At 62.6% G+C, this 16,256-nt stretch carries 15 protein-coding genes; 5 read left to right on the top strand and 10 right to left on the bottom strand.

Annotated elements, in window-relative coordinates; translation table 11 throughout:
• Nucleotides 1-2 precede the first annotated feature (2 nt).
• Both ACLBWL_RS08570 and ACLBWL_RS08565 read right to left on the bottom strand, forming a co-directional pair.
• Nucleotides 3-1,697 carry a ShlB/FhaC/HecB family hemolysin secretion/activation protein gene (locus ACLBWL_RS08570; protein WP_447792128.1) on the bottom strand — a complete coding sequence of 565 codons (1,695 nt, stop codon included), beginning with the start codon at nt 1,695-1,697 and terminating at the stop codon, nt 3-5.
• A 452-nt stretch (nt 1,698-2,149) separates the two neighbouring features.
• On the bottom strand, nt 2,150-3,037 hold the full coding sequence (locus tag ACLBWL_RS08565) for a LysR family transcriptional regulator (RefSeq protein WP_121884518.1): 888 nt from the start codon (nt 3,035-3,037) through the stop codon (nt 2,150-2,152).
• 94 nt (nt 3,038-3,131) lie between these two features.
• Between ACLBWL_RS08565 and ACLBWL_RS08560 the strand changes: the two genes are divergently transcribed.
• Entirely contained in the window at nt 3,132-3,617 is a 486-nt protein-coding gene (locus ACLBWL_RS08560; RefSeq protein ID WP_447792126.1) for an aldo/keto reductase, read from the top strand.
• A 186-nt stretch (nt 3,618-3,803) separates the two neighbouring features.
• Here the strand turns inward: ACLBWL_RS08560 and ACLBWL_RS08555 are convergent, their stop codons facing one another.
• On the bottom strand, nt 3,804-7,541 hold the full coding sequence (locus ACLBWL_RS08555; RefSeq protein WP_447792125.1) for a family 43 glycosylhydrolase: 3,738 nt from the start codon (nt 7,539-7,541) through the stop codon (nt 3,804-3,806).
• 66 nt (nt 7,542-7,607) lie between these two features.
• A complete protein-coding gene (locus tag ACLBWL_RS08550; RefSeq protein WP_447792123.1) occupies nt 7,608-8,000 on the bottom strand; it encodes a hypothetical protein in 393 nt (130 codons plus the stop codon).
• 126 nt (nt 8,001-8,126) lie between these two features.
• Here ACLBWL_RS08550 and ACLBWL_RS08545 point away from each other — a divergent pair, with 126 nt between their 5' ends.
• Complete coding sequence (locus ACLBWL_RS08545; protein ID WP_447792121.1) at nt 8,127-8,273, top strand: hypothetical protein; 147 nt, start codon at nt 8,127-8,129, stop codon at nt 8,271-8,273.
• Between the two features lie 886 nt (nt 8,274-9,159).
• Here the strand turns inward: ACLBWL_RS08545 and ACLBWL_RS08540 are convergent.
• Together ACLBWL_RS08540 and ACLBWL_RS08535 are read right to left on the bottom strand one after the other, a co-directional pair.
• A complete protein-coding gene (locus tag ACLBWL_RS08540; RefSeq protein WP_447792119.1) occupies nt 9,160-9,630 on the bottom strand; it encodes a hypothetical protein in 471 nt (156 codons plus the stop codon).
• On the bottom strand, nt 9,627-9,773 hold the full coding sequence (locus ACLBWL_RS08535; protein WP_447792117.1) for a hypothetical protein: 147 nt from the start codon (nt 9,771-9,773) through the stop codon (nt 9,627-9,629). The genes ACLBWL_RS08540 and ACLBWL_RS08535 overlap by 4 nt, the downstream gene beginning before the upstream one ends.
• Before the next feature lie 584 nt (nt 9,774-10,357).
• Between ACLBWL_RS08535 and ACLBWL_RS08530 the strand changes: the two genes are divergently transcribed.
• Complete coding sequence (locus ACLBWL_RS08530; protein WP_447792116.1) at nt 10,358-11,047, top strand: hypothetical protein; 690 nt, start codon at nt 10,358-10,360, stop codon at nt 11,045-11,047.
• 285 nt (nt 11,048-11,332) lie between these two features.
• On the opposite strand, the gene ACLBWL_RS08525 is transcribed toward ACLBWL_RS08530, so the two are convergent.
• The gene (locus ACLBWL_RS08525; protein WP_447792114.1) at nt 11,333-12,226 is read right to left on the bottom strand and encodes a LysR family transcriptional regulator; all 894 of its coding nucleotides are present in this window, start codon (nt 12,224-12,226) and stop codon (nt 11,333-11,335) included.
• A gap of 97 nt (nt 12,227-12,323) precedes the next feature.
• Here ACLBWL_RS08525 and ACLBWL_RS08520 point away from each other — a divergent pair, with 97 nt between their 5' ends.
• Nucleotides 12,324-13,058, top strand: coding sequence for an SDR family oxidoreductase (locus ACLBWL_RS08520; RefSeq protein ID WP_447792112.1), 735 nt, complete (start codon nt 12,324-12,326; stop codon nt 13,056-13,058).
• Between the two features lie 185 nt (nt 13,059-13,243).
• Here ACLBWL_RS08520 and ACLBWL_RS08515 read toward each other — a convergent pair whose 3' ends face one another.
• The 3 genes from ACLBWL_RS08515 to ACLBWL_RS08505 all read right to left on the bottom strand — a co-directional run bounded on the left by ACLBWL_RS08515 (nt 13,244) and on the right by ACLBWL_RS08505 (nt 15,165).
• Complete coding sequence (locus tag ACLBWL_RS08515) at nt 13,244-13,693, bottom strand: hypothetical protein (protein WP_447792110.1); 450 nt, start codon at nt 13,691-13,693, stop codon at nt 13,244-13,246.
• 394 nt (nt 13,694-14,087) lie between these two features.
• Nucleotides 14,088-14,429, bottom strand: coding sequence for a hypothetical protein (locus ACLBWL_RS08510; protein ID WP_447792108.1), 342 nt, complete (start codon nt 14,427-14,429; stop codon nt 14,088-14,090).
• 322 nt (nt 14,430-14,751) lie between these two features.
• Complete coding sequence (locus tag ACLBWL_RS08505) at nt 14,752-15,165, bottom strand: SDR family NAD(P)-dependent oxidoreductase (RefSeq protein ID WP_447792106.1); 414 nt, start codon at nt 15,163-15,165, stop codon at nt 14,752-14,754.
• A gap of 260 nt (nt 15,166-15,425) precedes the next feature.
• On the opposite strand from ACLBWL_RS08505, the gene ACLBWL_RS08500 reads away from it, so the two are divergent.
• On the top strand, nt 15,426-16,208 hold the full coding sequence (locus tag ACLBWL_RS08500) for an alpha/beta fold hydrolase (protein ID WP_447792104.1): 783 nt from the start codon (nt 15,426-15,428) through the stop codon (nt 16,206-16,208).
• The last annotated feature ends 48 nt before the right edge of the window (nt 16,209-16,256 follow it).

The following is a 16,256-nucleotide window of genomic DNA, read 5'->3' as shown; positions in this document are numbered from 1 at the left end:
GCTCAAAATCCTACACCGGCGGAAAGGCCGAACCGAACGCGGTTGCGATTGGGGATCTGGCGGCCGAACACCGGACGCGCCCCGAAGACGTCGACGAAGAAAGGTCCACGCCGCGCCCTCAGCCCGAGGCCAGCGCCGCCGCGCGCGCCGGTCCCCTTGCGGACCTCGCCCATGTCGAACAGGACATACGGACGGAACCCATCGGTGATTTTGGCGCCCAGTTCCTGGCGGAGATAGAAGCCGTCACGCCCCAGTTCCGCCGTATCGGTATCCAGGCCGCGGATCGTGTACGGACCACCAATCTGGATGAGGTCGGAGCCGAACAGGTTTCGGTCGCTGACCTGCCCATGAAACTCGGCACGATACCCGTCGATGAAGCCTTGGCCCAAAGGCACGAACAGTCCGAAGTCGGCGCTGACGATCCTGTAGCGAGCGCTCGGCAGCGCATCGGGCCGATCGTCCGGCTGCTTCTGCGCGCCGAGGATGCCAAGGCCGAACCGGACGCCCACCGATCCGTCGAAGCGCGCAGCGCCGAATGTGCGGCGGTCGATCAGCCGCACTTCGAGATCGGTGAGATCCTGCCGCTGGATGCCGATCTCGACGTCGTTGATGAAGTTACGACCCCATCGCCGCGCCAGCCCGAAACTGATCGAATCCTTCGCCGTCTGATTGCGGTAGAGAACCCGCTCGGCGCCGATCGCGACCCGGTCGAGTGTGCCACGCGTGCCGAAGCTGCTGACTTCGCCAACGACGGTCTGGCTATAGCGGTTGGCAGAGCCGCTCGCGTTGAACGTCCACCACCCGGCGGGCACGGAAATCGAGCCACCGATGCCGCGGCTGTCGGCGGGCACGCCCGGCGAATCCGTTCGGCGGTTGTAATAGGCGCTGATAACCTCCGAAAAGCCCAGCTGCCCCAGTTCGGCGATCTGCGCCGAGCCTTGGTAGCGGCCGACCCGTTCGCCGGCGAAGTTGTTGATCGACAGCGATCCGGCGATCGGCCGCGCCTGATCTACCGTGACGTCGAGAACCGACTGGCCCGGCGCGTCCCCCGGCACGATGTCGACCGCGACGGCTCGACCGGGAACGCTGCGCATCTGCTCCAGCCCCTGTTCGAGCGCACGCAGATGGAGCAGATCGCCGCGTCCGACCGGCGTCGCACGGCCCCATGCCTTGGTTCTGCCTGTCTTGTTGACCCGGATATCCTCGACGACGCCTGGCACCACGACGATGCGCAGCGTGCCGCTGGCCAGATCCTGTTCGGGCAGGCCCGCGCGCGTCGTCACCAGACCACGCTCGATGAACGCGCCCTGCAGGCTGCGGATGATGTAATCGAGACCAGCGGTCCCGACGCACCGCCCGCGATACTGCGCGACGAACCCCGACACCCATCGCAGCTTGCCGCGTCCGGCATTCTCGACAACGATATCGCGCACCGTGAAGCAGCTGGCCTCCACCGGGAAAGGCCCCAGCGGCGCAGGTGCGGCGCGCTCGATCGTCGCGACCGGCGCCGCCTCCCGCGCCGCGCGTTCCGCTGCCTGCTGCTGTGCGCGGATACGCGCCTGTTCCTGATCGGCGGGCGATGAAACCTGTGCCGTTGCGGCGGTGGATAGCAGAATGACGCCGGTGAATGCCGCGCCCCATATGGCGGGCCGGGGACAAGATCTGCCGTTCGCTCGCTTGGCTGATCCTGTAGTCATTTACGCCCCGCCTACTGTCTTGAATTATATTACATTCGAAGTTCACAAATTTACAAGACCGATGTTTGGCTCGGGAGAGAAACTTTAGGTTGTAGATAGTTAATGACATTTGCGGCTGAGGCTGTAATAACCGAACTAGGCTTCATAATGAACCATTCTCCTACTCGTTTTGATATGCCAGAATACCTCGGTTGACTCGTGGAAAGCGGTTAGAGATACCCCGGCAATAGCCTTCCTGTTACTAGTCGAGCCCGCCCAGTCCCGCTCCGATCTGTCAAAAACTGCGCAATGACCCATAGCCGGCCATCCGCGCGCCCTTCCACGCTTTCCAACTTCAGACACTCATTCATAAGCGCCTGCGCCTTCCAAGGTTGATGCCAACGTCCCCCACCGAGCGCCCAACGTACATGTTGAACATCACCGCTTTCATCCTCGCCAAAGCACGCTGGCGATCACACGCGCATCGCCGTCACGAAGGCCTGGAAGGCCGCAGTCGGTTGACGTCGGCTGGGATAGTAGAGGTGGTTCGGGGGTAACGTCGGTGCCCAACCGGCCAGCACTTCGACCAGCGTACCGTGGGCCAGTTGCAGCGCGGCGTGCGGCAGCGGCAGGCACGCCACCCCTAGCCCTGCCACGGCGGCGTCGCGCATCACATCGATGTCGTTGGTGATGAAGTCGCCGCGGACCGACCGTTCCGACGTCCGGCCGTCCCGCTCGAATTCCCAACGGTGGACGACGCCGGACGACGTGTATCGGTAACACAGGCAACGATGCGCCACGAGATCGTCGGGATCGAGCGGAGCCGGATGATCGGCGAGGTAGGCCGGAGCGGCAACGAAGACGAGAGGCACCGGCGCGCTGATCCGGACAGATATCATGTCGGCCTGCAGCGTCTGCGCGTGCCGGACCCCGCAATCGGAACGGTCGGCGACGATGTCGACTAGTCCGTCGTCGACGACCAGTTCGACGGCGATGTCGGGATAGGCACGTGCAAAGTCCGCCAGCCGCGGCAGGATAACGTAGATCGCCGCGACCCGATGCGCGCTGACCCGAATACGCCCCGCCGGTCGTTCGCGGGCGTTGTCCAGGTCGGCCAGCGCGCCCGCGACCGAGGCTATCGCCGGTCTCAACCGCACCAGCAGTTCCTCGCCCGCAGGCGTCGGCGCCAGCGAGCGGGTGGTACGGTCGAGCAGCCGCACACCCAGTTTCGTCTCCAGCGATCGCATCGCATGGCTGAGCGCAGAGGCCGACAATCCAAGCCGCGTCGCCGCTCGCGCGAAGCTGCCAGCCTCGACGATCGTTTCGAACACCGCGAGACCGGACCAGAGATCACGATCCATTCCTGAACATCCTTCAGCAACCCATGCGCCGCAGATGATCTAATCCTCGCGCCGTCCGGCGTCCATCTGGGGCGACACACTGCAGGATGCCACCATGAACCTCGACACATATCGCCCGCTCGGCCGCTCCGGCCTTCTCGTTAGCCCGCTAGCGCTCGGCACGATGACCTTCGGCACGCCGCGATGGGGGCTGGACGAGAGCGGCAGCCGCGCGGTGTTCGACCGCTACACCGATCTGGGCGGCAATTTCATCGACACCGCCGACGTCTACGCAGGCGGGCGATCGGAAGAGATGGTCGGCAGTTTCGTCACCGCGCAATCGTCGCGCGACCGGCTGGTGATCGCGACGAAATCGGGATTTGCGACCGGCCGCGGCTATCACGCGGGCGGCAATGGCGCGCGCCACATATTCGCCTCCGTCGAAGGCTCGCTGCGCCGACTTCGGACGGACTTCATCGACCTGTACTGGGTGCATGTCTGGGACGGCGTCACGCCCGCCGAGGAACTGCTGCGGACGATGACCGCGCTCGTCGCAGCGGGCAGCCTCCTTCGCGCCTCTCACAACCGCGGGCTGGAGTGACCCACGACTGGACGTTCAGGTGCCCTTCCCCGCCTCCCGACTTCCGCCATTCGTTCACCTTGATTGCATATACCTCATCCGCTGCTGATTACGTTTGAATGGGGAGGGTAACGGACAAGCTGCATTCGGTTCTGCAAGATAGTTCGCCATCGGCGGTTAGCGCCGCATTGTATTCATCAGCAAGCGTCAGCGGATTGTGACGTTCATCGTGACGCGACGATTAACGGGGGCGACTTCCTCGTTGGCAGTCATGTCGAGCAGCGGTCGGCCGTCCACGCTCCAGTGCGTGCGGCGCACGCGCGCATCTCGGCCGTCACCGCCGACGCCATTGCCCCAACTGTGATAGACGTAGAGGTCATTGCCGTCCTCGTCAGTGGTGAAGGCACCGTGGCCCGGTCCCTGTTCGTAGCGGCGATAATCGGTGACTCCTGCGGGCATCGGCATGCTTTTCTGGAGCGGTGCCGGCCACTTGCGCCATGAAGACATTGTGGTCAGATCGGCGTCCAGCGGCGCGGAGACGCCGTTGACGACATAGGTCGGGCTCACCCCGGAACTGGAATAGACGAGCGTCAGCCGACCGTCGTGCTGGAGCGCAAACGCGCCTTCGGCAAGGTTCTCTTCGACCGAGGTCTCGGGCGCGATGATCGGGGCCGGCTGACTGGCAAGGCGCGTCGGATGCTTTGGGTCGACCTTGGCGATCCACGTCAGCGGGTCGCCCAGCGCTCCAGCGGTCGGTAGATAACGTTGCGACCACAGGTAATAACTCTGACCAGCGACTTCGACATAGGACATGTCGAGACTGATGTTGCTCGGCATCTCGGCGCGGCCGAGCGGGGCGCCGTCGGCCTTGCGGATCGCCGCGGGTCTCGACCAGTCGGCAGGATTGGCGGGGTCGCCATCGTCGCGCAATTGCATGATATGGGATTCGACGGTGAACCACGCGCCGCCTTCGTTCGATGCGTTGTCCCTCGGGTTGAAGCAGGGCGCAAACAGGATCGAGAGCTTGCCGCCAATCTCGTGCAGCTCTGGCGCCCAATAGCAGCCGGCGATGACGCGGCCCTCCGCGGTGCGGTCGCGGCGGGTGCGGCGGTTGAGCAAGTCGACCTCGCGCGCCCGGCCGCCATTGTCATCGGCGAGGTCGATGATCGTGCTGGCGACCCGGATGGGCAGGTGCGCGGAGCCGACATTGTCGTTGTTCGTGTCGTCGGTCGCGACGAAGAGGTAGCGGACGCGGCCGTTGCGCTCCCAGCGATAGATATCGGGATCGGCGCGATTATAGGCGAAGATCGCCGGATAGCTGCGCTGACGGACGGTGCCGTGGACGACGTAGCGGCCTGGATGTGTAAGGCGCGCAAGGTCGGCAGCGTCCCAGTCGACGGCGCGGGAGGCAGTGGAGCCGTCGGAGTACCCTAGCGTCGCACGTGCATCGCGTAGCCCCGCGGCTTGGCGAGCGGCGATTACCTGCGGCGCTACCGCGGCGGTGGTGTTGACGGTGCGACCAAAGCGTTGGGTGAGCACGGTGGCTAGGGTGGCATCGATCGGGAGCGTATCGTCATCGGTGGTAACGATGCGGCCTTCGCGGGCGTTGCCGACGTTGCCGGCCGAGACGATCTGCTGACGACGACCGCCGGGCTCGAAGGGCGCGTCGCGCCACTCGGTGCGCGTTAGATCGGCGGCTGTCGTCCAGCGCGGCTGCCCGGAGCGATCGGTCCACGATAGGACGTAGCGGCGGGCGGCGGAATCGTAGCGCGCGTGCGGCTTTGCGACGCCATCGGCGGTGTGCAGGTCAAGAGAGCCCAGTTCGACGAAGTCGCCCGGGTGCTTCAAACCGCTGCGGAAGACGATCGTCGCGGTGGGATCGGGATCTGGCGTGCCGGCCATGTCGACACGCGTCGCAATAACGCCGAGCGCCCCGTCGGCGAAGTAGAACAATGACGGGTCGGCAACCCCGCGTAGCGCGACGCGATCCACCCCAACATAATTGCCGCGCGCGAACAGGACGCCGTAATCGTCGTTCAGCAGGACGGTGCCGCCGTCAGTGCCGGTGAGCGCTAGGTGAACGCTCCGCGCCACGGTGGGCTGGTTCGCGTCGTGCACGGTCGTCGGCGCGCGCGCATAGGACTTGAGGCGGCCCGACGCGGTGCCGAGCAGGCGGACGGTGAAGTGCTTGGCGAGCGTCGTTCCGTCCAGACGCTTCGGCGTTCCGTCGAGATGGACGATGCGCGCCGTCGCGTCACGGTTGACGAGAACGCCGCCGGGCAGCGCGCGGCCGCCGACGCGCCATGTGACCAGATGGCCATCTGGGACAGGCAAGCGCGTACCCGATGCCAGCACTGGAGGAACAACCCAGCTATCGGCGACGGGCGCGGGCGCGGGCGCGCGGCGGTTCCAGTACGCGACGAGCCTGTCACGTTCCGACGCAGTGATCGCCATGACCGTGCCGTGCCGCGGCGATGCTGGCAGGCTGAACGCGCGCGGGTAAGTCCAGGCGATCTTGCCGCTGAGATCATTCGTCGCCAGCGGGATGTAGCCGACGCCGCCATAGTCATCGACCCACAGGAAGTACTTGAATCCGCTGGTGTCGCCCGGATTGGCGACAAACGCGCTCGGCCCCTCCACCTCCGGTGTGCCGGAGCGCCGGCCAACGCAGCGATCGACGATCTTCCACGCGCCCGAGGCAGCGGGCGCGCGCAGCGACGGGGAGACCTGAGCCAGGATATCGCTCGACTTGCACCCGCTGGCGTCACTGACTTTGGTGAAGCGATAATATTGCTCATCAACTTTCATGACGGTGGCGTCAATCATACCCTTGGCCTTTACCGCTCCCGGAACGTCCGCCGCTTTCAACCACGGCTTCGGGGCGGTGAAGGTTCTGAAATCCCGGGTCGTCGCAGTCAGGATCTGCGGCCCGTCGCCGTCCTCGCGCTTGTGCGCGGCATCCTTGTAGAGCGTCGACGTCCAATAGACGACGTAGGCGCCAATGGTAGGATCATAGGTGGCCTCTGGTGCCCAGGTCATGCCCGCGGCAGGCACGTTCACGCGAACGTGGCGCTGCTTGCCCCAGTGGATCAGGTCGGTCGATTCCCAAATTTCCAGATGGCGGCTGCCGTGGTCGGTCGCCCCGCCCCAGCCGGTGCGACCGGTCGAAAGATCGGTAGCGAGCAGGAAGAAACGGTCACCTTCTGCCGAGCGCATGATGAACGGATCGCGGAGACCTCGCGTGCCCTCGGTCGATTCCAGGATCGGCTGGGCCTCGTTCAACGTCTTCCATCGCAAGGCATTGTTGCCATCGGAGATCGCGAAGCGCAGCTTCTCGCCGTCGATCGTATTGCCCGTGAAGTAGACGAAGACATAAGCCGACAGCGGCAGCAGCGTGGCGGGCGCCCTGCGAGTGACGAAGCCCTTGCGGATATCGTCCGCGCCCTGCCCGCGGTCGGTGTCGGAGATTACCGCAAGGTCCGAAGAGTGCCACCCAATGAGGGGGGCACCCGCAATCATGAGCAGCAAGAAGCGAAGTGCCAGATTCATTTGGGTCCATCCAATCACCACGGGGCCGGCGAGTTTGCAGGTTCCCTTAAAGACCAGAATATGTCGGACAATTAACCAGCCGCAAGGATATTTGGGAAGGATCGTCCTTGCCGTGGAGTGGCGCGCCCGTGCCTTACCCTGCTTCACTACAGGCCGAAGTGAGGAGCGTCGCTCCCCCTGCCTATTGCGGCAAGAGACGGCTCGGTTGAAGTGGGTGAATATCTCGAGTTGTCGAGCGCAGTAGGACCGGGGAATGTCTTCTTTTGGCGGGCCTGCACGGCAAAGCGAGGCTGACAGGACCCACAAGCGGACATTCGTGCCCCCTTCCCCGCTCCCCAACTTCAGACATTTGTTCATCCCCGCGCTGACTGCGCTTTGCGCATGATCGTCCGTCATGGATGTCGTGAATGGGAAGGAAAGCGGACCAGCGGCTTTCGGCGGCGGACCAGAAAAAGCTGCCGTTCAATCGAGGAGCGCCAACGCGGCCAACGTCTCCGCCCGTGTGGGTCGCCAATTATCTTCGCCCGTGGCAAACCGCCCAGAATCGTCCTCAATAAAGAAAACCGCGTCTCTTACAGCTTCGTTTGCATAATCGAAGTCGTCGTTCATGACGATGCAGTCCGCGAGGTAATTCGCTGCATCAAAGGGCAGTCGCTCGTCCGCTACCGCCTCAAGCAAGCGCCGCGCACCTTCCTTTGTGACCACAAAGAGCGGTCCATCAGTGACCTGAATACGACCCTCCGCAGTTGCCAATAAGGCCGCTCTAAAGCGCACGACCTCCGGCCCAATCTCTGCGGCGAGGCTTTCCGGAGAGAGTGTGCCCGATAAGAATGCGACGATTGAACCATGCTGCATACCGCAAGGCTGCACCGTCCGGCCAACGTCCGCAATCGGGAACTGAACTGAGGCCCGCGCACGTCCGCTATTGGGCGTAAAGCGGGATGGCCGGAATGGGAAGGAAAGCGGACGAACAGCCTATCGGTGTTTACCGCTCTCGCAGCGCTGATAGAAGCCGATCACGGACTTGTCTGGGGTTGGTCTTCCGCGTGCGGCGATGTCGTCGGCGTCGCTGAGGTGGTCGATTACGATCATGTGCTCGCTGTGGTCACCTTGTATCTCGAAGTGTAACTCAACGCTGCCCCGACCCGCATTCGACCTCTCGATAAACAAATGTGCAGAAGATGGGGTCAGCCGCTCGGCGAAGACTACGCGATCGGTCCTGCCACTCCATTCAATATTGTTTTCACAGATATAAATGGAGTTTCCTGACTTACATGATCCAAGCGCATCAGCATAGGTTCCTTGAAGCTCTACGGGAACGGTCGAAGTTATCGCTGAAAGCGCAAAAAGAATTATATGAATCATGGCGGCACCTCGAAACACAGAGTCTGTAGTATGTCACAGCGATCGTCCGTCTGCTATTGGGCGAAAGCGAAATGGGGAGGTTAGCTGCCGTTCCCGGACGAGGCTGTCAGCTGCGAAACGTGCAGATCGCAACTTCGCTTTTCGATGTTACAGAGCGTCGCGACGGGGAACTGTCGAAGACGGTCCGGGCTACCTCCCAGATAAAGAGTGCCTGCCTGTTTTGGCGACCACGGGCCGCTGTAGACATCGCCGGGAACTAACTTTTGCGGCGATGGTGGACGCGGAACCTGTGGTAATACAAAGTCAATGTAAACACTTGCCTTCGTATCGTTCCTTACGGCCGTCACCGGGCCGCAACCGGCAAGAATCACTGTCATGACAATAAGCGTCAGTTTGGTGTGGAAGGCCATGTCGCTATGATGCCTTGACGAACGAACGGCGGCAATCGGGAAGCACAAAGGCCGCCTCCAACGACCAACTTTGGGCGGACACGCCCTGCCCTCCGGCTTCCAGCCAGATCCATAGCCGGACATTCGCGTCCTTCCCCGTTTACCAAATTCGGGCATGCATTAATGCCCGCGATAACCGTTGTAGAGGGCTGATTTGCCATTGCCGCATGACAGCGCTGACTGCCGGGTGAGCCCCGCGGCTAGAGGTAGGTTTGTTCTCTCGACAGACCGAAGGACGCGAGTACCTCCTGGTCGCGTTGCGTCATCCGCTCTTTCGCCTCACCGTCGACGGTGCTTTTTCCCCTGGGCCAGTTTTTCAGGAAACGAGAAAGCAGCGCCTGCATCGTCAGATAATAACCATGCGAGATCGCGGCATAATTGGTATGGTGGAAGTCCAGCTGATCGACATCGCTCTCACGTCCGAGGGCTTGGGATTGTGCCGCAGCGGGAGGATCGACGATCTCCAAGTAAGAGCTCATCTGAAACCGGAACTGATCGGCGTCGGTGACAAAGCACATGAACTCCTCTCCGTACCGCCCGCAGGAATAGGCGATCGTCAAATCGCCTCGCGTGAATTCCTCCTGATAGTTCGACGATTTCACGCGTTTGAACCCGCCAGCCTGCAACTCCGGAACAAGGCGATCGATCGCCGACCCAGCCGGCTCGATCACTTGCCGCCCGCCGCCGTCTTGCCGACCTTCGCAATCTTACTGGAGATCGGTTCGTATTCATAAGCCTTGTCGATCAAACATTGGAACTTGCGGTCGAACCCGGTCAGCTTGGCGGTTATCGCTATCGCCCATAGGTTACGCATCGTCCTCTCCTCGGCGGAACTGAGCGCGCCGTACGCAAACAGATATGTTAGCGCTATGCCGTGCAGTGGAAGCGACGCCAGCGTAAGGATCAACGGTTGCTTACCGGGTGATACCAGTCATGCCAACATTTGCCGCCACTTACTGCCGCACCGATCGGAGGCGTTAAGACTCACAATGGGATCGTGGGCGAAGGCACCTGCCCACAGCTTCCGGCAGACCCACAAGGCGACATTCGCAATCACAATCCGGCTTCCCAACTCCTGCCATTCATTCATGTCGGCTCGCGCCTCCCCTGCCAAGCTGGTACGCCGCACCAGCTGCACGCTCCCAAATAGGCAACTCAATGGTCAGGCTCTCCCCGGAAGCGTACCAAAATCCTTGGGGTGATGCCGATCGCTGCCCGTGCGGCAGCGGCGCCGCCTTTGACGGATGCTGCAAGGTCGCGGTGAGGCGACTACCACACCTCGCAGTTCCGAGCACCCGCCCGCCTTCACCCTTGACGGGACACGCGGAAGACCGATGCTACCTGAAAAGCAGCTTCGACTGTTCCAACAAGATCAGTCGAGAACACTATATCTCGCGCGTGATACTCGACGAGTTCGACGGTCTCTCCGTCAGGGGATTGCCTTGGCAAGCCGATGGCGAACAGCTCCAGGTCAGCAGTTCCGCCCTGGTCGCTAAGATACTCTGCACGCGTCACAACAGCGCTCTCGAACCGCTGGACACTTTGGCATTCCGAGCCTTTCGCGCCCTGGTTGAAGGTCCCCAGTACGTGTTCAATCAGCGCAGTCCGGGCAGGATCGCCTACCACCTGATCAGCGGGGACGCACTGGAGCTATGGTTCATCAAGCTCCTCGCAGGGCTCTATTACGGTAGGATCGCCACGCACGGGCGCGATCGCCTGCTAGGCCGTCGCACAATGGACGATCAAGCGCTACGCAACGCCCTCCTAGACCAGAACCTCGCTCCGGGGGCGGGCCTCTACGTCGCTCAGCAGCCGGGGGAATTGCTCCGCAGAGGCATTCGAGCGGCACCGCTGTCGAACGTGGCCCTAGATGCGCTTATCGGCATCCGAGTCGAGTTCGGAACCGTCGCCTTCGACACGCTCCTGACGGCCCCACGAGATCAATCGGCGGCCCTAGCGCGGAACCGCCGGCGGCATAGACCCGGCCTCATCGACTTCCACGGACCGCAACGCGATGCGCGCCTGGTCCTCAGTTGGCGCGGGAACGGCAATGTGATTAACCGGTTCGGGATCGTGCTCGAGGGCTGATCACCTGCGATCCGCGCGTGCCCGAGGCAACGTCCTCCGCTCTCAAGCAAAAAGCCCTCGCATCGGCGGCAGATCAGACTTCAACATCCTGACTACTGCTCAGCCGCGAGGACCCAGTTCCGGTCATTTACGCCGCCTTCCCCGCCTCCCAACTTCCGACACTCGTTAACATTTGCACTTAAACAGGGCGCATATAGCCTCCAACAGCTTGCCGCCCATTCGTGTTAATTGGCGCCGATCAATCGCGACATCGGATACCGCGCAGAACCGTGGTGGCACCTATTCTTAAAGATCGACCGATGCGAAAATGCCTATAGCCCAATCAAGAAAAACCCGGACACGCGGTGAGAGCTGTCGGTTCTGCGGATAGAGCGCCACGAGCGGCGTCGGCGAAGGTGGATAGTCGGCCAGCACCTCGGTCAACGTGCCAGCGGCAAAATCGTCGACGAAGCGATAACGCGGGGCCTGGATAAGCCCCATGCCCAGCCGGGCAAGCTCCCCCATCGCATCGGCACCGCCGACCGTAACGCGGCTGGGCAAGGTGACGTAGTCGAGCCGGCCCTCGACCGTAAACTCCAGGGGGATGATCTCGCCGGTTCGCGATGACAGATAGCCGATCATTCGATGACCTTGGAGATCGGCGGGTGTCGCTGGGACGCCGTGGCGCGCGAGATATGCCGGACTCGCGCACGTCATCTCGTTCAGCGTGGCAACACGACGCATGATCAAGCCGCTTTCAGTTGGCTCGCCTGCACGGATGACGCAATCCACGCCTTCGCGCACGAGATCGACGAGGCGATCCCCTTCGCCGATATGAAGATCGATCCGCGGGTAACGGTCAAGGAACGCGGGAATGTGCGGGATCAAGAACCGCCGCGCGATCATCGCATGGACGTCGATCCGAAGCAGCCCACGCGGCTCGGCATCCTGAAACGCGCCCTCCGCCTCTTCGATATCGGCCAGTATCGCGATGCAGCGACGATAATAGGCGTCGCCATCGAGCGTCGGGCTCACGATCCGTGTCGTGCGTTCCAGCAGGCGCACGCCCAACTGGGCTTCCAGCTGCTTGATGCCCTCCGTCGCAGTCGAGCGCGACATATCGAGATCGGTTGCCGCCGCCGTGAAACTGCGACGTTCGACGACCCGTACGAGCAGCCGCATGGCTTCGAGGCGATCCATGCCCATTGTTCGCCATATCCGAATGGACTTGGCAAGACCTGACCGATTATCCCGGCCCCACGAACGTCTACATACCCGTCTCAGAAGGAGACGGATCATGACGGAACGTAAAGTTGCACTGGTTACCGGGGGATCGAAGGGCATCGGCGCTGCCATCGCGAAGCGCCTTGCGGCCGACGGCATGGCCGTGATCGTAAACTACGCGCGCGGTCACGAGGATGCTCAGGACGTTGTGACCGAGATCGCCGCGTCAGGCGGCGAAGCGATCGCGGTACAGGCAGATGTCAGCACGCCGGGCGGGATACCATCGCTGTTCGACGCTGCGGAACGCACATTCGGCGGGCTCGATATCCTGGTCAACAATGCGGGTGTGGCCATCTTCGCGCCGATTGCCGACGTCAGCGACGCCGATTTCGATCACCAGCTTGCCGTCAATATCGCTGGCGTCTTCCGCGGGATGCGAGAAGGTGCGCGTCGCTTGCGCGATGGAGGTCGGATCATCAGCTTCTCGACCAGCGTCGTCGGCGTGCTACTTCCCCGGTACGGCGTCTACACCGCGACGAAGGCTGCGGTCGAGGCCATGACGAGTATCCTCGCCAAGGAACTGGGCATGCGTGGCATTACCGTGAACGCGGTCGCGCCTGGGCCGACGGCAACGGCCCTGTTCATGAACGGCAAGTCGGAGGCCGTGGTGCAATCGATGATCGACGCCAATCCGCTGAAGCGGCTTGGCCAGCCGGACGACATAGCGTCGGTCGTGGCATTTCTAGCCAGCCTCGATGGTGGCTGGGTCAATGGTCAGACGATCCGCGCCAATGGCGGTTTCGTCTGATCAGGTTTCAGGCGCGTCCGCAGCTACAGGCGCTCGTTTCATGGCCGACATCGGGCGCTCGTTTTTCTTGCGTGCCCTGCCTCCAAGCCAAGGCTGGTACGGGTTCCTAACGCGTTGTTCCTGTTAGCAGATCCCCACGCCGGCAACATGGGCAAGTTGGGCTAAACAGGGCCAATGTCCCGCGATCAGCTGGGGCCGCCGTCTAAATCACCGACGCATTGCACGTCGGGCCTCGCTTTCGCCATGCGTCGCAATTCCCCGGTCCGCGCCACGATGCCCGGAAAAATCGTATCGGGGTTGGCCGTGTAGGTACGCAGAAGTTGCAAGGCCCAGGCATAATGCCGCGCGCCGACTTCGCAGCTGCTGCTGCCGCCATCGCCATCGCCCCATATTTTGCGCCATCCAGCCCGGCCGTCGCGCTTTAGGATGGCCTGGAAGGTGCCGACCGGGCCTGCGCCGCGAACATAGGCAATCGCACCCGGGCCCGCCGAAAGGACGCGAAACGCGCGGAAGGTGAAACGCGATTGCGCGCTATCGTCGCCAGCGTGGAGCGTCTTGACGATCGCGGTGCGTTCCGGGCTTCCGGGAGCAGGCGTATGGACCGCGAGCGGCGCAGCCAGCGCCGCTGTCGCCATCGCGAGCAGTGGCGCGATGCCCGCTGTGGAGTAACCTGTCATGTCAACCGCGCAATGCGATAGATTCGCTGATCGCGCCAGCCATCCGCTCCGTCGATACGGAGGCTCCGCCAAACCAGCCGTGCTGCCCTAATTGCACAAGCAACTGGCGGCTGGACGACCCAGAAGCGGACGCTCACGCCCCTTCCCCCGCTTCCCAACTTCGGACGCTGGTTCATCTTTGCGAATGTCCGATTTGGAGCCCGGCTATCCGCTCGCGAATGTCGTGATCGGGCAGGATAACGGCCTGTCCGCTTACGGTAAGGCGGGTGGCGATAGTCGACGTGGCGCAGCACCACGATGCTTCTGGAAGACGATGGCTGATTGGAGAGCCGTTCGTTCCAACGCGTAAGAACTACTCGACTTTCCGCCGGAGAGTCCTACCGATCAACCAGAAATGAAGAAGCTGAACCGCAACAAACGTTGCGCCGGTGCCGACCAATACAGGAAATGGCAGACCTTCCTGACCGGACCGGGCCGGAACATTCAATGACATGAAAACCTGAAAGCCAAGTACGCCAGTCGCTAAAATTGGCAAGAAGGCAAGCGCAACATGGCGGGGCGCCGACCAGTTTACTGCTCCGTTAATGCCCCACTGCATGGGAAGGTACTTTTCGCTTCGGAAGCGCGCGTTCGCTCGGTGAGCTAATACAATGAGTACCGCAACAAAGAACGTCGAAACGAACAGCATATCCATAGATCGGCTCCTCTACGGATCAACATACCATATTACTGGCGGCACAATATCGTTTTTTACGGCTGTTCCTTCGCGATTTCCCCTCGCACATGGAGAGCCGGGAACGATCATGCTGAACGAATGGCCTTTTTCGGCGCCCCGTGTTGTTAGCCTGAGCGTCCATTAATGGGCGGAACTGTCCGGCAGCGAGGGGCTGATAGGACCCAAACCCGGACGTTCGCACGTACTCAGGCAGCGCCCAACTTGTGCCATTCGTTCATATTCTGCAAACAAGAAACTACTCTGATGCGCGCGGAACTAAGTTAGATGGGCCAGGTCTTCGCTACACGATCGATGGCGTGATCCCGCCATCGACGCGCAACGCGGCGCCGTTGGTCGCCGCAGCCAGCGTGCTTGCAACATAGGCGACCATGCTGGCGACCTCCCCCGGCTCGATAATCCGCTGGATTAGCGAGGTCCGGCGGTCCCGGCTGAAGAATTCGCGTTCGATCTGGGCGTCCGATTGTGAGGCATCGCTTGCCACGCTCTTCAGGAAGCTCACGATACCCTCGGACTGCGTGGTGCCCGGCATCACCGTATTGACCGTGACGCTGGTGCCTTTAGTCAGCGCCGCGAGACCGCGCGAAATGGCGAGCTGCGCAGTCTTGGTCATACCGTAGTGAATCATATCGGACGGTATCAGCACGGCCGATTCACTCGAGATGAAGATGATCCGCCCCCAGTCGCGCGCCAGCATGCCGGGAAATAATCACGTGCGAGCCGCGCACGTCGGTGAAAGCCTCCAGCCGTCCCGGCCCCATTCGACGTCCGCTCATGCTCGCTCCGTCCCGTAAGTATCGGGGCCAGCATAGCAGCGCGATTTTCGGATGCCCCGGCGGCGGCCGTCACCCGCGGCAGAATATGTCGGTTATCCGCAAATTTCGTTTCGGTTCGACAATAATGGTCAAGGATCGGCGCGCATTGACGAACGGACGCCTGTCACTGGGAGCTACGTACATGAAAATCTGGATCGCCTGCCTTGCGACGGTCACGACGATGCTGGCCCCGCTGGCCGGGGCCGACGCCCAGCACAAGCCGCGGCCGACGATCGTGCTCGTCCATGGCGCATTTGCGGAGTCCGGGTCGTGGAACGGGGTAATCGAGCAGCTCCGCGCGGACGGCTATACCGTGATCGCCGCGTCGAACCCGTTGCGCGGCGTGGCGAGCGATGCCGCGTCGGTCGCCGGCGTGGTCAACGCGGTTACGACGCCGGTGGTGCTGGTCGGGCATTCCTATGGCGGGCCCGTCATCACCGAAGCGGCGGCGCACGCCGGCAACGTCAAGGCGCTGGTCTATGTCGCGGCGTTCGCGCCGGATACCGGCGAGAGTGCGATAGAGCTGACCGGCAAGTTTCCCGGCGCCACGCTGGGCGCCGCGCTGGCGCCACCGGTCGTGCTGCCCGACGGGACCAAAGATCTCTACATCCAGCGCGACAAGTTCGCGCACCAGTTCGCCGCGGACGTGCCAGCCGCACAGGCCGCGCTGATGGCCGCGACGCAGCGCCCGGTCGCCGAGGCCGCACTGAACGAGAAGGCGGCGACGCCGTCGTGGAAGACGATCCCGTCCTGGTTCATCTACGGCAGCGCGGACCTGAACGTCCCGCCCGGCGTGCAGGCGTTCATGGCGAAACGCGCGGGGTCGAAGAAGACCGTCGTCGTCGCGGGCGCCTCGCATGTCGTGATGACGTCGAACCCGAAGGCCGTCGCCGCGCTGATCGAAGAGGCCGCCGCCGCGCAATAGCTGCGGTGCCATGACCGGAGATAACCAGGATATTCCGATGCCAGACTT

The organism is Sphingomonas sp. M1A8_2b (assembly GCF_053345535.1).
The sequence above is the reverse complement of the archived record's forward strand: the minus strand, read 5'-3'. Positions and strand labels throughout refer to the sequence as shown.

Bases quoted from the DNA above. Each gene is read 5' to 3' on its own strand.
- ACLBWL_RS08570 (WP_447792128.1), bottom strand. From the start codon at position 1,697: ATGACTACAGGATCAGCCAAGCGAGCGAACGGCAGATCTTGTCCCCGG.
- ACLBWL_RS08565 (WP_121884518.1), bottom strand. From the start codon at position 3,037: ATGGATCGTGATCTCTGGTCCGGTCTCGCGGTGTTCGAAACGATCGTC.
- ACLBWL_RS08560 (WP_447792126.1), top strand. From the start codon at position 3,132: ATGAACCTCGACACATATCGCCCGCTCGGCCGCTCCGGCCTTCTCGTT.
- ACLBWL_RS08555 (WP_447792125.1), bottom strand. From the start codon at position 7,541: ATGACGGACGATCATGCGCAAAGCGCAGTCAGCGCGGGGATGAACAAA.
- ACLBWL_RS08550 (WP_447792123.1), bottom strand. From the start codon at position 8,000: ATGCAGCATGGTTCAATCGTCGCATTCTTATCGGGCACACTCTCTCCG.
- ACLBWL_RS08535 (WP_447792117.1), bottom strand. From the start codon at position 9,773: ATGCGTAACCTATGGGCGATAGCGATAACCGCCAAGCTGACCGGGTTC.
- ACLBWL_RS08525 (WP_447792114.1), bottom strand. From the start codon at position 12,226: ATGGATCGCCTCGAAGCCATGCGGCTGCTCGTACGGGTCGTCGAACGT.
- ACLBWL_RS08520 (WP_447792112.1), top strand. From the start codon at position 12,324: ATGACGGAACGTAAAGTTGCACTGGTTACCGGGGGATCGAAGGGCATC.
- ACLBWL_RS08515 (WP_447792110.1), bottom strand. From the start codon at position 13,693: ATGGCGACAGCGGCGCTGGCTGCGCCGCTCGCGGTCCATACGCCTGCT.
- ACLBWL_RS08510 (WP_447792108.1), bottom strand. From the start codon at position 14,429: ATGGATATGCTGTTCGTTTCGACGTTCTTTGTTGCGGTACTCATTGTA.
- ACLBWL_RS08505 (WP_447792106.1), bottom strand. From the start codon at position 15,165: ATGCTGGCGCGCGACTGGGGGCGGATCATCTTCATCTCGAGTGAATCG.
- ACLBWL_RS08500 (WP_447792104.1), top strand. From the start codon at position 15,426: ATGAAAATCTGGATCGCCTGCCTTGCGACGGTCACGACGATGCTGGCC.